Origin of the sequence: Pseudomonas sp. 2995-1 (assembly GCF_002742505.1) — a bacterium.
GTDB classification, from domain to species: domain Bacteria; phylum Pseudomonadota; class Gammaproteobacteria; order Pseudomonadales; family Pseudomonadaceae; genus Aquipseudomonas; species Aquipseudomonas sivasensis.
Window position 1 is genome coordinate 316,986 of the sequence record NZ_LJSA01000604.1, and the last position, 15,139, is coordinate 332,124.

Genomic DNA, 15,139 nt, shown 5'->3' on the forward strand with positions numbered 1-15,139 from the left:
GTATGTCCTTGAGTCTTACGCGCGAATCGGCACGAAACGGGTAGTGAAAGCTTCACGGCTGCGCGGGTAGAACAACGCACCGTCCGTGGCTTCGGAGTTTTTCTTGCTGAACACCACGTCGATACACGACACCGGTGCCTTGGGGTCTTGGATGAAAACGCGATAGAGCACCCGGTCCTCACCTTCGTAGGTGTTGGCCACGGCTTTGCTTTTGATCGACTTGCGGTTGCCGTCCTTGTAGCCCTGGACCACTTCGATGAAGGGTTGGCGGTCGACGCTGGCGCCGTCACGCAGGATCGAAACCGGCGACAGCGTCACGAGGTGGCCATTGACAACATTGGCCCACACGCGGTTGTTGTAGCCCGGCAGGTACTCGGTGGTGACTTGGGTGTCGAGCGCCTTGCCGCTGGCGAGGTTGAACACCTTGCCGGTTTCTCGCGGGCGGTCGGCTTCGCAACTGCTGTTGGGCAGATCGTTGGCTTGCGCGCTGCTGACCAGAGCGAACCCGGCCTTTTTCGGCGCGATGCCTTGGGCCAGGGTCCAACGCGTGTCGCTGGCCGGCTGGCCGCCAAAGTCGACCAGGGCGGTACCGGCATCGGCGGGCTTGCTCTCGGCAGCCGGTTTGGTGGTGGCAGCAGGCTTGTTTTTCGGCGCGCGGGCGACGGTGCGCGCAGGCTCGGTCGAGGTACCGTGCGCCAGGTATTTGGAGTTGTTCTGTTCGGCGTTGACCCGTTTGACCAGCATGTTGCGGTCAGTCACTTCAACGATCTCAACCCGACGGTTCTTGCCGCGTTGCTGCACATCGCTGTTGTCGGCGATTGGCCGCGAAGCCCCCGCCCCCTGGAAAAACATACGCTGCGGGGCGATGCCTTGCTCGGCCAGGATCGACGCCACGGCGCGGGCACGTTGCTCGGACAACCGCTGGTTGGTGGCGGCGCTGCCGGTAGCGTCGGTGTGGCCGACGACCAGAATAGCCGCTTGGCTGTTCTGGCCCTGCTTGGGCGCGAACGCGGCGGCCAACTTGCGGACCTGGCGCTGACCATTGGCGCTCAACTGCGCGCTGCCGGTGGCGAACATGCCTTCATCCTGCACTTGGGCAACGATGCCCGCTTCAGTCGGTGCCGGCGCGCGGGCGTTTCCGCTGGCGACCTCCTGGCTTTGCAGGGTTTGCACCTGGATATTCAGGTTCTCTTCCTTGGCGATCCGCTCCAGTTCCTGCAAACGGTTCTGCCACAAGTTACCCGCCACACAACCGGCCGCCGCGCCCACACCACCGCCGACGATCGCCTTTTTGGCATCGCCCGTGATCGCATACGTCAGGCCTGCACCGAGCAATGCACCACCGGCGCAACCGATGGCCGTGCCGTAGTTTTTGCCGGCGTCGTTAAGCGTCGCGCAGCCGCTGAGCGCCACGGCGCCAGCAAGCAGGCTGATTTTTCGGGTAAAGGAGGTATTCACTTGATGGGTTCCGGCCTTCATGAAAAGAGCCGCCGACCCACTGCCAACGCCGAATACGCGCCAACTGCATCATCCATGAACAGGCCCTGCACAATCGTTGAATGGGGTAAATAGCGCGGGATTGGATCACGTCAGTGATGGCAATTCAACAGCATTTGTAATTCCATGCGTCCTTCAGAACCGTCCGTAGGACGCTCGAAACTTTCTCCAGCCGCCAGCAGTCAGCCATTACATGAAGCCAAGCCCCACTCTTCACAGGAATACACATGACTGCGATCCCCGACTGGGTGCCCGTTACCCCCAGCGTCGCCATCACGCGCTTTACAGTGCTGACGGTCAATATCCACAAGGGCTTCACCGCCCTGAACCGACGCTTCATCCTGCCCGAGCTGCGAGAAGCGGTGCGCAGCGTGGGCGCAGACATGGTGTTCCTGCAGGAAATCCATGGCACCCACGAGCGCCATCCGCAGCGCTACAGCGACTGGCCGAACATGCCGCAGTACGAGTTTCTGGCCGACAGTATCTGGCCGCAGTTCGCTTACGGGCGTAACGCGGTTTATCCCCATGGCGACCACGGCAATGCGCTGCTGTCGAAATTCCAGATCGTGAGCTACGACAACCTCGACATCTCCCAAAGCGGCCATGAAAACCGTGGCCTGCTGCATTGCGTGTTGCGCTTGCCGGGCAGCGGGCAGGAAGTGCACGCAATCTGTATCCACCTGGGCTTGCGCGAGGTGCATCGCCAGCAGCAATTGCGTTTGCTGGAGCAGCGCATCCGCGAGATTCCTGCCGATGCGCCGTTGGTGGTCGCCGGCGATTTCAACGACTGGCGCCAGCGGGCCGATTTGAGCCAAAGCGGCCTCACCGAGGTGTTCGTGCACACCCTTGGCAAACCGGCGCGCACCTTCCCGGCACGCCTGCCGTTGCTGCCGCTGGACCGCATTTATGTGCGCAACGTGAAGGTTCACAACCCACAGGTGCTGACCACACGGCCGTGGTCCCATCTTTCAGACCACGTGCCGCTGTCGGTGGAGATTGAGCTATGAACGTTGCGGTCGAGCACATCTCTACCGACCAGCCGCCGGACGAAACCAAGGCACGCGACCTGGATTACGGCTGGCAAAGCGGTAATCAGGTCGAGTTGCTGGAGAACGGCGAAGCGTACTTTCCCAAGGTATTCGAGGCGCTGCGCCAAGCCCGGCGCGAGATCCTGCTGGAAACCTTTATCCTTTTCGAAGACAAGGTTGGCCATGAGCTGCAACGTATCCTGATCGAGGCGGCGCAGCGTGGGGTCAAGGTCGTGGTCAGCCTGGATGGCTTTGGCTGCGGCGAGCTGAGCGCGGGGTTTCTCGGTGAGCTGGCCGAAGCCGGCGTGACGGTGCAGATGTTCGATCCGGCGTCCAAGACGCTGGGGATTCGCACAAACTGGTTCCGCCGCCTGCACCGCAAGATTGTGGTGGTGGACGCCACCGTGGGGTTTATCGGCGGGATCAACTTCTCTGCTGATCACTTGGGGGATTTCGGCCCCGAGGCCAAACAGGATTACGCGGTGCAGGTAATTGGCCCGGCGGTGGCAGACCTGCATCACTTTGCCTTGGCACAAAGTGGCCGCCAGGTGCGCACGCGGCGCGGGTGGCGACGGCGCCAGCAGCGGCCTTCAGCGTGGTCGAGCGAGCACGGCGACGGCATGGTACGGTTGATTTACCGTGACAACCTGCAACACCGCGACGATATCGAAGAAGCGTATATCCATGCCCTGAGCAAGGCCCAACACCGAGCGGTGATCGCCAACGCGTATTTCTTCCCCGGCTACCGCCTGCTGCGGGAAATCCGCAACGCCGCGCGCCGCGGCGTGCATGTGCAGTTGATCATGCAGGGCCAACCCGACGTGCTGCTGGCCAAACTGGCAGCACGCATGCTCTACGACTACCTGCTCAAAGACGGCGTAGTGATTCACGAATACTGCCAGCGCCCGCTGCACGGCAAAGTCGCCTTGGTGGATGACGAGTGGAGCACTGTAGGTTCGAGCAACTTGGACCCGTTGAGCCTGGCACTGAATCTGGAAGCCAACGTGTTGATTCGCGACCGCGCGTTTAATCAGCAACTGTACGAGCGCCTCGAAGTGCTCAGTAAAAATCACTGCCAGACCATGCCGGAAAACCGCAAGCCACGCCTGTGGTTGTGGCGATTGACCGTCGGCTTCCTGGTGTTCCATGTGATGCGCCATTTCCCCGCGCTGACCGGTTGGCTGCCTGCGCACAAACCGCGCTTGAAACCCTTCGTGCATGAGGAACAGCGCCATGAAAGCTGAGCGTTTCAAGCGTTGGAAGAAGCCCCTGACCATCGCCTTCTTCCTGCTGCTGATCGTGCTGTTCACCCTGCTCGCCCGCAGGATCGACTGGAGCGAGGTGGTCCAGACGCTGGGTGATTTCAAACTGCGTACCTTGCTGATAGCAGGCGCGTTGACCCTGTGCAGCTTTATCGTCTACGCCTGCTTCGACCTGATCGGCCGCACCTACATCCGCCAGCCATTGCGCTGGAAGCAGATTCTGCCGGTGGGCATCATCAGCTACGCGTTCAACCTCAACCTCAGCGCGTGGGTCGGCGGCATCGCCATGCGCTATCGGCTGTATTCGCGGTTGGGCGTGAGCACCGGCAATATCGCCAAGATTCTGGGCCTGAGCCTGGCCACCAATTGGTTTGGCTACATGGCGCTGGCCGGCGCGGTTTTCAGCAGCGGGCTGGTGACCATGCCGCCGGGCTGGAAGCTGAGCAGCGGCGCGCTGCAAGGGGTGGGTGTATTGCTGGTGTTGGCCAGCCTGGGCTACCTGGCGGCCTGCCAATTTTCGAAAAAACGCGCGTGGTCGATCCGAGGCATCGAGATCAACCTCCCATCGCTGCGCATGGCCTGCTTGCAACTGGCGTTGGGCGCGTTGAACTGGTCGCTGATGGCGGCGGTGATTTTTACCCTGCTGCCCGCCAAGTTGGACTATCCGCTGGTACTGGGTGTGTTGTTGATCAGCGCGATTGCCGGCGTAGTCACCCATATCCCAGCCGGGCTTGGGGTGCTGGAAGCGGTGTTTATCGGGCTGTTACAGCATGAGGCGTCGCGGGGCAGTTTGCTGGCGGGGTTGATTGCGTATCGGGCGATCTACTTCATCTGCCCGCTGCTGATTGCACTGGTGATGTACTTGGGCGTGGAAGCCAAGGCCAAGGCGTTGCGGGTGAAGAAAACACCCGCCTGAACGCACTACTGGGATTGGATGATGCTCAACCGCTCGCCGACCACCATCTCGGTGATCCAGTCCACCAGGATCGAGGTGTAGGCCTGTTGGGAAACCGGATCGCTGAGGGAGTGGTCAGCGCCATCGATGATGCGGTGAGTCAGGGAATGGGTCTGCTGGCACGCGGCGCGGTAACTCATGATGGTGGCGTGGGGCACATGGTCATCTGTTTCCGATTCGACAATCAGCACATCACCGGTAAACGCCGCACAAGCATGTAAGGCGCGGTTGGTCTCGGCATGCACCAGGGTGCTGCGGTAATCCATCAAATCGACCTTATCCAGATCGCGCTTGGGCTTGAGCCATTCCTGATCGCGGTACAACGCCGGCACACGCAGCGCCAGCCAGCGTACCGGGCGCAGCGAGGTGAGGATTGCAGCCAGGTAGCCGCCATAACTGGTGCCCACGACCGCCACCGCCGAGGTGTCGATGGCAGGATGGGCGAGCAGCCGGTCATACGCCGCCAGCAGGTCCCGCAAGTTGTCTTCGCGGGTGACGCGGTTCAATGGAATACCGTTGCCAGCATGGCCGCGTAGGTCGAAGGTCAGGCACACACACCCAAGGCCGGCGATGCCTTTGGCCCGCTCCAGATCCCGCTCTTGGCTACCGCCCCAGCCGTGCACAAACAACACGCCCGGCACTTTGGATTTAGGGCTCAGAAACGTGCCGCTCATTTGTTCGTCGTCGATATCGATGGAAATGGTTTCACTTCTAGCCGTCATAAGATTTAACCGTCACGTACTTGAGAAGAAAGTCGCTGTTTTCCGCGGGGCCGCGGTACACCTCAATGGCATCCGCCGGCAGCGCTTGGTCCACGTAGGTTTCTACCGAGGACACATGAATGGCTTTAAGGCCCGGGTGGTTGATGAAGCTCTGCAGCGCCGCGACTTCCGCGCTGCTGGCGCCGCCCATGCGCCAGGATTGTTCGAGCACGCCACTGCGACGCTGGCCGTGGTTATCCAAACCTTGAGCGATGTCGTAGTTGCGCCGTGAGGCATAGAAGCCGGGGTAGGCTTCATCAGCTGCCGTGTCGAAGACCTGCGCTTGCTCGATGGCCAGGCGTACGTCCTCGGGCAGATCGAGCTTAAGCAAGTCTTCGTAATAACCGGGTACGACCAGCAGGTCGGATCCGCCATAGACACCTTCGCCCTCCCCGTCTTCGGTCAGGTATTGCTCGCCGCAGTAACTGAACACGTGATCGCCGATAAAACTCTGGCCCACGCTATGGGTGACCACATCATGCAGGTCCTGCTCCAACACCACGCCTTCGTCGAACAATTGCACGGCCTCAGGTCGGGCCAGCACGACTTTGAAGGCATCGAGGCTGTGGATAACTTCCTGGCCGCGCCCAGCGCAGGCGTGCACTGGTTTCAGGCGAATGGGCCCGTCGTTGAGCAAACGGGTGGCAGCGGGCAGTGCGTCTTCGAGCGCGAATACACTGAGGCCTTCCAACACGACTTTTTTTACCCGCTCGCAGAACAACGGCGACCACCCCTCTGGCGCCTTGGCCTCAGGGCTTAACAAACCATGGCTGATGGCTTTGGTGCAGATGAAGTCGTGATCGACATAGCCGCCCCACAGATCTTCGGGGCCTTTGACGTTAAGGGCGCGGGCCTGCGCCGGGCCCACAAGGGTTTGCGTGGGCAGTAAATACAGCTCACGGCCAGCATGTTTTTGCGGATCGTAGCTGCCGCCGAATTTAAGCCCCAGAATTTGCGCCAGCCAGCGGGCCAGGGCGAGGTTTGTGTCCACTTCATGCTGAGGTGCGCCCTCTCGTGTGGAGTAAGCGACCACCCATTTTTTGCGTTGTGTCGGGGTCATGCGTCCCCCTTGGCCGTCCGGCCATGTGTGTATCAAGAAGGCTGCAGGGATCAGGCCAAAACACGGAGGGGCGGGACCGGTTTGAAATCAATCAGTTACTGAAAAACCGATGGCATTTGGCCTGTTTTATTCTGCACGACGAGGCGTCAAGTGCGCGGCGTTCTGCACGATTCACACGCCAAAACGGCTGCGATAATCACTGGGCGCCAGACCTGTGATTTTCTTGAAAATGGCGCGAAAGGCGCTGGGATCCTGATAGCCCACGGTCCAGGCGATATGGTCGATGGTGCCGTTGGTGAACTCCAACATCTGCCGCGCCTTGCCCACACGCAGGTGCTGGCAGTATTCGGTGGGTTTCAAGCCAGTGGCGCCGCGAAAGCGCCGCAGGAAAGTACGTTCTTCTAACCCCGCCTCTTGCGCCATGGTCGCGACGGACACATCTATCGCCCCGCTGGCTTGCAACCAATGTTGAACCTTGAGAATGGCCGCGTCGCCATGACCAAGGATCGGCGCAAAGTTACTGCCGCACTGGCTGGCGCTGTCGCTGTGTTCGATGACCAAGAACCGCGCGGTGTCGGCAGCGATGCTCGGCCCCATGAGACGGTCAACCAGACGCAGGCCCAGTTCGGACCACGCCATCAGCCCGGCCGTGGTAATCAGGTCGCCGTCATCGACAATAGGTTTGTCCGCCTCCAGGCGCACGGAGGGGTAACGTGCGGCAAAAGACTTGGCGGAAGACCAATGGGTAGTAGCGCTGCGCCCATCCAGCAAGCCACTGCGCGCCAGCATGATCGAGCCGATACAGACGCCACCGAGTACGGTCCCCGTCGCGTGCTGCTGACGAAGCCACTCCAGCAGCGCAGGCGGCGCTTGTTCTTCGGTGAACTCACCAATCGACGGGGGCACCAGCACGGCCATCATCGGCTGGTCGGGGCCTGGGTGGCTGTCGAATACCCTTTTCGGCGAGCCATCGGCACTTACCTGCCAATGGCTGATACGCAACAGCGGCAGTTGTGCAGACTGATGCTCGGCCGCAATCCGGTTGGCCACGCCGAACAGGTCGGTCAGGCCATGCACGGCGGCCAATTGCGCCCCTTCGTAGATCAACACGCCCAGCTCAACAACCGCCATTGTCAGTTTTCCCCCTGTTATTGTCGGTGCAGCCAATCCCCGGCGCCGGCGCCAGCTAAGATACTGGGCCCATCAACCCATCTCGAGGCAATACCCATGGCCAAGCAAGCGCTCATCCTAATCGATATCCAGAACGACTACTTCCCCCAGGGCAAGTGGCCGCTTGATGGTGTGGAAGCTGCGGCGGACAAGGCTGCGCAGGTGCTCAAGGCGTTCCGCCAGGCAGGTGATGCGGTGATTCATGTGCGCCATGAATTCACGTCCGAAGATGCACCGTTCTTCACGCCTGGGTCACAAGGCGCGCAGTTGCATCCAAAGGTACTGAACGAAAGCAATGAGCCTGTGGTGCTTAAACATTTCGTGAACTCGTTTCGTGAAACCAATCTGCGCGCCTTGCTGGAACAACGCAGCATCACCGAACTGGTGGTGGTCGGCAGCATGAGCCATATGTGCGTCGATGCCGTGGTGCGGGCCGCAGCGGATCTGGGCTACAAGGTCACGGTCATTCATGATGCCTGCGCCACCCGCGATCAGGAGTTCAACGGGCAGGTGATTCCGGCCGCGCAGGTGCATGGCGCGTACATGGCCTCGTTGGCGTTTGGGTATGCGGGCGTGGTGTCGGCGGAGGAGTATTTGAAGGCGCAAGCAGCGGCGGCGTAAACGCTGCTTGCCTGGGTGTTTTAGCGGGTCGCGATAATAAAGAGGCGCGGGAACGGCAGTAACACGGTGCCATCGGCCAGGGCTGGATACGCCTGGGCAATCCGCGCCTGATATTCCTGTAGAAAGGCGGCTTTTTCACCATCGGTCAAAGGCGCAAGGAATGGACGCAATCCCGTGCCCTTGAACCACTCCACCACAGCCCCGTGATCCGCCAACGGGTGCAGGTAGGTCGTGCGCCATACGTCAACGGCAGCGCAGTGCTTGCTCAGCAACTCGTAGTAGTAGCTCGCCGCGTACCGCTCATTGTGTTTGACCGTACCAAGCTTTGCAGACCACGGGCCATCGGCCGCGACTTCACGCGCAAGCCGGTGTGCAGGCTCATCGAGGTTGTCCGGGGTTTGCACTGCCAGCGTGCCGCCGGGCGTCAGCTGGTTGACCAGATGAGGGTAAAGCGTGCTGTGGTTGGGCACCCATTGCAGCGAAGCGTTGGCCAGGATCACGTCGAATTTTTGCGCGGGACTCCAGGCGTCGATATCGGCCAGTTCAAAGCTCAATTCCGGCAGGCGTTTGCGGGCGTCGATCAACATATCGTCGGAGCTGTCCATGCCGATGACATGTGCTTGAGGGAAGCGCTCGGCCAGCACTTCAGTGGAGTTGCCAGGGCCGCACCCCAGGTCAACGGCGGTTTTCACGTCACTATTTGGAATGGCTGCAACCAAGTCACGGACCGGACGGGTGCGTTGTTGCTCGAACATCGTGTACTGCTTGGCAGACCAGGTCATCGCGGCTTTCCTTGTTCTTTGGAAGGGGCTACAGCCTAAATCGTGTGACCCATGAGGACAAATGCCAGGGCCGGAGATCTTCTATGCCGTCATTTCATCCGCTTCAGAAAACTCATGTACGGATCGCCATTGAGGATGAAGTCTTCGCGCATCCGGCCGTCAAGCATGGGTTCAAGACTGGTAGGGGTGAGTAATTTGTGCTTTGGGAGACGAAACGCCTGTTCATGGTCCGAGTAGGTATACCGTTGGAAATGCAGTGCATTGCCTATCCAGTGAACGTCGTTGTAGAGGTAATGCCAGTTTTTGTCACTGGGCGTACTCAGGTAAAAAACCCCGTTCACATCTCGGGTAATTTCATACATCACAAAATTACTAGAGCTCCATTTGCCGACGTAGCGGTCCATACCCGGATGGTCGGGAATGGCTGGGGCAGCGACGAAATCAGTGTCGGTGTAGGGCGTACTCCGGGCCTGCTCGGCCTTGAGCTGAGGGTAGCGTTCGCACACAGAATCGATGCTGTCGACTTTTTCAAGGTCGTACCTGATTTCCATGCCATCCGTTCGGGAAGTGAACTGCATGGCCTCGGGAGAAAAGGTCAGCACCTTCAGCTCAATGGTTTTGGTCGGTAATATCATGTTGATTACCTCCCCATTGTCAGCCACGGAATAAGCGACCACGTTCGTCGGTTCCCGAGTTGATTTCACGCAGTCGAAAGCGTGCATCAACAATTGGCCATCGGACCTGAACTCAGCCACGGTCGTTTGACCTTCGTTCAATGCCTGCATGGCCCAGAGGCCGACAATCAGGTTTTTAGAAGCCTTTGGCTCAGCGTGTAACGCGGTGCAGCCGGCCGCCAAAACGACGGCCAATACGTAGCGCAGCAGTGTGTTCGACACGATGTTCATCCATGACTGTGTGGGTCGGCGGTTCTCAATGCGAACCTACAAACAAAAAAGCCCCAAGAGCAGGGCTCATGGGGCTTTTCGGGAAAGCTTTACGGATTGCTCCGAGCGATATCCTAGAAAGGAATATCGTCATCAAAGCTATCGAAATCCGGAGCCGGTTGCGGAGCGGCCTGTTGTGGCGCTGGACGCGACTCACGCTGTGGCTGCTGGCTTGGCTGTGGACGCGACTGCTGTGGACGCGGTGCCGAGTTGGACATGCCGCCCTGGCCCTGTTGATCGCCTTGTGGACGACCGCCCAGCAGTTGCATGGTGCCTTGCATGTCGACCACGATTTCAGTGGTATAACGCTTGATGCCGTCTTTTTCCCACTCGCGGGTCTGCAGTTTGCCTTCGATGTAGACCTGCGAACCTTTGCGCAGGTATTCGCCGGCGATCTCTGCAACCTTGCCAAACATCGACACACGGTGCCACTCGGTTTTCTCGACCTTCTGGCCGGTTTGCTTGTCGGTCCACTGTTCGCTGGTCGCCAGACTCAGGTTGGTCACGGCGTTACCGTTAGGCAAGTAGCGAACTTCGGGATCCTGGCCGCATGTACCGACCAATATGACTTTGTTAACCCCACGGGCCATAACGTTCTCCTAAGCTGGGCGCGCTGTCGGCACTGGATTGACCAGTTGCTCAAGCGTCGCGCGATCCAATAATTCGGTGTCCAATTTGATGTAAATGGCCGCCTCTTCAGCGACCACGACTGCATCTGTTACCCCTACGACTGCCTTCAGGCGCTCTACCAGGCCGCTTTCACGGATAGCCTCAGGCGATAGCGGCAAACGCAGACTTGTGACGTAGGGAGGTTCGCGCATGGTAACAGCAAAGACCAGCCAAAGTGCAGCAAGCCCGGCGCATCCGAGGAACACAACCGACAAACCGCCATGCTGGAACATCCAGCCGCCCATGATGCCGCCCAACGCCGAGCCAAGGAACTGGCTGGTGGAATACACCCCCATGGCCGTGCCTTTGCCACCCGCCGGTGAAACTTTACTGATCAGCGAAGGCAATGAAGCCTCCAGCAGGTTGAACGCGGTAAAAAACACCACCGTCCCGATCACAAGCGCCCGAAGGCTGTCGCCGAACTGCCAGAAGAATAGTTCAGTGAGCATCAATGTCGCGACGGCGCCCAGGAGAACTCGTTTCATTTTGCGTTTCTTCTCGCCGTAGATGATGAACGGAATCATGGCGAAGAACGAAATCAGCAGAGCAGTGAGGTAGACCCACCAGTGCTGCTCCTTGGGCAGCCCGGCTTTTTCCACCAGGGCCAGGGGCAAGGCGACGAAGCTGCACATCAGCATTGCGTGTAATACGAAGATACCTAAATCCAGGCGCAGCAGGTCTGGGTGCTTGAGCGTCGGCAACAACGCCTTGCGTGCGACACCCGACTCCCGGTGCTGCAACGTGCCGGTGGAGCGCGGCACCATAAAGGCCACGATCACGATTCCGAACAACGCCATGCCGCCAGTGGCCAGGAATAAGCCGTGCAGGCCAAAAGCACGAGTCAGCAAGGGACCGACCACCATGGCCACCGCAAACGACAGGCCAATGGTCATGCCGATCATGGCCATGGCCTTGGTGCGGTGTTGTTCGCGGGTCAGGTCAGAGAGGAGCGCCATCACCGCAGCGGAAATCGCCCCAGCACCTTGCAGGATACGCCCGGCGATCACACCCCAGATGGAATCGGACTGCGCCGCGAGCACACTGCCGAGGGCGAAGACGATCAGCCCGAGGTAAATCACCGGACGCCGGCCAATGCGGTCGGAAATGATCCCAAAGGGGATCTGAAAAATCGCCTGGGTCAGGCCATAGGCGCCAATCGCCAGGCCGATCAGTGCGGGGGTCGCGCCTGCCAGATCCATTCCATAGGTCGCCAGTACCGGCAACACCATGAACATGCCAAGCATACGGAACGCGAACACCAGGGCCAGACCGCTTGCTGCTCGGGTCTCGCCGCTACTCATGCGTTCGCTGTGGGGATCGTGCATGGAAAAACCTCGTGTGAACCGGCGGCGATTCTACCAGTCCCATCGATTGAGAGGGTATATGCGGCGCTTTGCCGCGCAGCTTTCATGTAAGGCTGTACCCGGCACTTTGACAGTGTATATTCATCCAGTCTTAAGCCGTATACTCCGGCATTATTTACGCCCGCCGTGCGAGGCCATCTTGGACAAGATCCTGATTCGTGGGGCTAGAACCCACAACCTGAAGAACATCGACCTGACCCTGCCCCGGGACAAACTGATTGTCATCACCGGCTTGTCCGGCTCGGGCAAATCGTCCCTGGCGTTCGACACGCTGTATGCCGAAGGTCAGCGCCGCTATGTGGAATCGCTGTCGGCCTATGCCCGGCAGTTCCTGTCGATGATGGAAAAGCCTGACGTCGACACCATCGAAGGTCTGTCGCCGGCGATTTCCATCGAACAGAAGTCGACCTCCCACAACCCACGCTCCACCGTGGGCACCATTACCGAAATCTACGACTACCTGCGCCTTCTGTACGCGCGGGTAGGTATTCCCCGCTGCCCGGACCACGACATTCCGCTGGAAGCCCAGACCGTCAGCCAGATGGTCGACTTGGTACTGGCCCAGCCGGAAGGCGCCAAGCTGATGCTGCTGGCCCCGGTGATTCGCGAGCGTAAGGGCGAGCACCTTTCTGTTTTCGAAGAGCTGCGTGCCCAGGGTTTTGTACGCGCACGCATCAACGGCAAGCTGTATGAGCTGGATGAAGCGCCAAAGCTCGACAAGCAGAAGAAGCATTCGATCGATGTAGTGGTCGACCGTTTCAAAGTGCGCGCCGACCTGCAGCAGCGTCTGGCCGAGTCATTCGAAACCGCGCTGAAACTGGCGGACGGTATTGCCCTGGTGGCGCCGATGGATGACGAGCCGGGTGAAGAGATCATCTTCTCCGCCCGCTTTGCCTGCCCGATCTGTGGCCATGCCATCAGCGAGCTGGAACCCAAGCTTTTTTCCTTCAACAACCCGGCCGGCGCTTGCCCGACCTGCGATGGTCTTGGGGTAAAGCAATTCTTCGACATCAAACGCCTGGTCAACGGCGAGCTGACGTTGGCGGAGGGGGCAATACGCGGCTGGGACAGGCGTAATGTCTACTACTTCCAGATGCTGGGCTCACTCGCGTCTCACTATAAATTCAGCCTTGAAGTGCCATTCAACCAACTGCCGGCAGATCAGCAGAAGGTCATCCTTAATGGCAGTGGCTCGCAGAACGTCGACTTTAAATACCTGAACGACCGTGGCGACATCGTCAAGCGCTCCCACCCGTTCGAAGGCATCGTGCCGAACTTGGAGCGGCGCTACCGCGAGACCGAATCGGCGAGCGTGCGCGAAGAGTTGGCGAAATTCCTCAGCACTCAACCTTGCCCGGATTGCCGTGGCACTCGCCTGCGTCGTGAGGCGCGGCATGTATGGGTGGGTGAGAAGACGCTGCCGGCAGTGACCAATCTGCCGATTGGCGATGCCTGTGAATACTTCGGCGTCCTCAAGCTGACAGGACGCCGTGGGGAGATTGCAGACAAAATCCTCAAGGAAATCCGTGAGCGATTGCAGTTCCTGGTTAACGTGGGCCTGGATTATCTTTCGCTGGATCGCAGTGCCGATACTCTGTCGGGCGGTGAAGCGCAGCGTATTCGCCTGGCCAGCCAGATTGGTGCGGGGCTGGTAGGCGTTTTGTACATCCTTGATGAGCCGTCCATTGGTTTGCACCAACGGGATAACGACCGACTGCTGGGTACGCTGAAACACCTGCGGGATATCGGCAACACGGTAATCGTAGTCGAGCACGACGAAGACGCGATTCGCCTGGCGGATTATGTGGTCGATATTGGCCCAGGTGCCGGCGTACATGGTGGGCATATTGTTGCCGAGGGTACGCCGGCCGAAGTCATGGCTCACCCGGACTCGTTGACCGGCAAGTACTTGTCTGGCCGCGTGAAGATTGAAGTACCGGCTAAACGCACGCCGCGCAACAAGAAGATGGCGCTACACCTCAAAGGCGCACGCGGGAACAACCTGCGTAATGTCGACCTTGAAATTCCGCTGGGCTTGCTGACCTGCGTGACCGGTGTTTCCGGATCGGGCAAGTCGACACTGATCAACAACACGCTGTTCCCACTGAGCGCAACCGCCCTGAACGGTGCAACCACCCTGGAAGCGGCGGCACATGACAGCATCAAAGGCCTGGAGCATTTAGACAAGGTCGTCGACATCGACCAAAGCCCGATTGGCCGCACACCGCGTTCTAACCCAGCGACCTACACTGGGCTGTTCACACCGATTCGCGAGCTGTTCGCCGGTGTTCCGGAGTCACGCTCGCGTGGATATGGTCCTGGCCGGTTCTCGTTCAACGTCAAGGGCGGGCGCTGTGAGGCGTGCCAAGGCGATGGCCTGATTAAGGTGGAGATGCACTTCCTGCCGGATATTTATGTGCCGTGCGACGTATGTAAGAGCAAGCGCTATAACCGCGAAACCCTGGAGATCAAGTACAAGGGCAAGAACATCCACGAAACCCTGGAGATGACCATCGAGGAAGCTCGCGTGTTCTTCGACGCGGTTCCAGCATTGGCGCGCAAGCTGCAAACACTGATGGATGTAGGCCTGTCGTATATCAAGCTGGGACAGTCGGCGACCACGCTGTCCGGGGGTGAGGCGCAGCGGGTGAAGCTCTCTCGCGAGCTCTCCAAGCGCGATACGGGCAAGACTCTGTATATCCTCGATGAGCCGACCACGGGCCTTCACTTCGCAGATATCCAGCAACTGCTGGACGTGCTTCACCGATTGCGCGACCACGGCAACACTGTGGTCGTGATTGAGCACAACCTTGATGTGATCAAGACTGCTGACTGGTTGGTGGATCTGGGGCCGGAAGGCGGTTCCAAGGGTGGCCAGATCATCGCGGTAGGTACACCGGAGCAAGTCTCCGAAATGCCGCAGTCCCACACCGGTTACTACTTGAAGCCGCTGTTGGAGCGTGATCGGGCCTGATGTATGCCCCATAAAAAAGCCCCTGTCACTTTGCGGTGACAGGGGCTTTTTA

13 protein-coding genes are annotated in these 15,139 nt (G+C 59.5%); 5 read left to right on the forward strand and 8 right to left on the reverse strand.

Annotation, left to right across the window (positions count from 1 at the left end):
* Window positions 1-15: 15 nt before the first annotated feature.
* Window positions 16-1,458 carry an OmpA family protein gene (locus AOA61_RS29750; protein ID WP_218197413.1) on the reverse strand — a complete coding sequence of 481 codons (1,443 nt, stop codon included), beginning with the start codon at window positions 1,456-1,458 and terminating at the stop codon, window positions 16-18.
* Between the two features lie 266 nt (window positions 1,459-1,724).
* Here AOA61_RS29750 and AOA61_RS29755 point away from each other — a divergent pair, with 266 nt between their 5' ends.
* Genes AOA61_RS29755 through AOA61_RS29765 form a run of 3 tightly spaced genes read left to right on the forward strand, consistent with a single transcriptional unit; the run spans window position 1,725 to window position 4,703 of the window.
* Complete coding sequence (locus AOA61_RS29755; RefSeq protein WP_032884548.1) at window positions 1,725-2,504, forward strand: endonuclease/exonuclease/phosphatase family protein; 780 nt, start codon at window positions 1,725-1,727, stop codon at window positions 2,502-2,504.
* Complete coding sequence (gene clsB, locus AOA61_RS29760; RefSeq protein WP_099603295.1) at window positions 2,501-3,769, forward strand: cardiolipin synthase ClsB; 1,269 nt, start codon at window positions 2,501-2,503, stop codon at window positions 3,767-3,769. Before AOA61_RS29755 ends, clsB begins: the two co-directional genes overlap by 4 nt.
* Window positions 3,759-4,703 (forward strand): lysylphosphatidylglycerol synthase domain-containing protein, encoded by a 945-nt coding sequence (locus AOA61_RS29765; RefSeq protein WP_099603296.1) that lies wholly within the window; start codon window positions 3,759-3,761, stop codon window positions 4,701-4,703. Before clsB ends, AOA61_RS29765 begins: the two co-directional genes overlap by 11 nt.
* A 5-nt stretch (window positions 4,704-4,708) precedes the next feature.
* Here the strand turns inward: AOA61_RS29765 and AOA61_RS29770 are convergent, their stop codons facing one another.
* From AOA61_RS29770 to AOA61_RS29780, 3 genes are all read right to left on the reverse strand, one after another.
* On the reverse strand, window positions 4,709-5,464 hold the full coding sequence (locus tag AOA61_RS29770; RefSeq protein ID WP_032884545.1) for a S9 family peptidase: 756 nt from the start codon (window positions 5,462-5,464) through the stop codon (window positions 4,709-4,711).
* Window positions 5,454-6,563 carry a DUF3182 family protein gene (locus tag AOA61_RS29775; RefSeq protein ID WP_099603297.1) on the reverse strand — a complete coding sequence of 370 codons (1,110 nt, stop codon included), beginning with the start codon at window positions 6,561-6,563 and terminating at the stop codon, window positions 5,454-5,456. Before AOA61_RS29775 ends, AOA61_RS29770 begins: the two co-directional genes overlap by 11 nt.
* A gap of 171 nt (window positions 6,564-6,734) precedes the next feature.
* Window positions 6,735-7,694 (reverse strand): GlxA family transcriptional regulator, encoded by a 960-nt coding sequence (locus tag AOA61_RS29780; protein WP_099603298.1) that lies wholly within the window; start codon window positions 7,692-7,694, stop codon window positions 6,735-6,737.
* A 96-nt stretch (window positions 7,695-7,790) separates the two neighbouring features.
* Between AOA61_RS29780 and AOA61_RS29785 the strand changes: the two genes are divergently transcribed.
* Window positions 7,791-8,354 (forward strand): cysteine hydrolase family protein, encoded by a 564-nt coding sequence (locus tag AOA61_RS29785; protein ID WP_032884542.1) that lies wholly within the window; start codon window positions 7,791-7,793, stop codon window positions 8,352-8,354.
* Window positions 8,355-8,374: 20 nt separating this feature from the next.
* On the opposite strand, the gene tam is transcribed toward AOA61_RS29785, so the two are convergent.
* From tam to AOA61_RS29805, 4 genes are all read right to left on the reverse strand, one after another.
* The gene (tam, locus tag AOA61_RS29790) at window positions 8,375-9,136 is read right to left on the reverse strand and encodes a trans-aconitate 2-methyltransferase (protein ID WP_099603299.1); all 762 of its coding nucleotides are present in this window, start codon (window positions 9,134-9,136) and stop codon (window positions 8,375-8,377) included.
* A gap of 89 nt (window positions 9,137-9,225) precedes the next feature.
* Window positions 9,226-10,032: a hypothetical protein gene (locus tag AOA61_RS29795; protein WP_143521280.1), complete on the reverse strand. Its 807-nt coding sequence runs from the start codon at window positions 10,030-10,032 to the stop codon at window positions 9,226-9,228.
* Between the two features lie 122 nt (window positions 10,033-10,154).
* Window positions 10,155-10,670 carry a single-stranded DNA-binding protein gene (locus AOA61_RS29800; RefSeq protein ID WP_003232445.1) on the reverse strand — a complete coding sequence of 172 codons (516 nt, stop codon included), beginning with the start codon at window positions 10,668-10,670 and terminating at the stop codon, window positions 10,155-10,157.
* Window positions 10,671-10,679: 9 nt separating this feature from the next.
* Entirely contained in the window at window positions 10,680-12,074 is a 1,395-nt protein-coding gene (locus tag AOA61_RS29805; RefSeq protein ID WP_095186176.1) for an MFS transporter, read from the reverse strand.
* 178 nt (window positions 12,075-12,252) lie between these two features.
* Between AOA61_RS29805 and uvrA the strand changes: the two genes are divergently transcribed.
* Complete coding sequence (gene uvrA / locus AOA61_RS29810; RefSeq protein WP_032884538.1) at window positions 12,253-15,087, forward strand: excinuclease ABC subunit UvrA; 2,835 nt, start codon at window positions 12,253-12,255, stop codon at window positions 15,085-15,087.
* Window positions 15,088-15,139 lie beyond the last annotated feature (52 nt).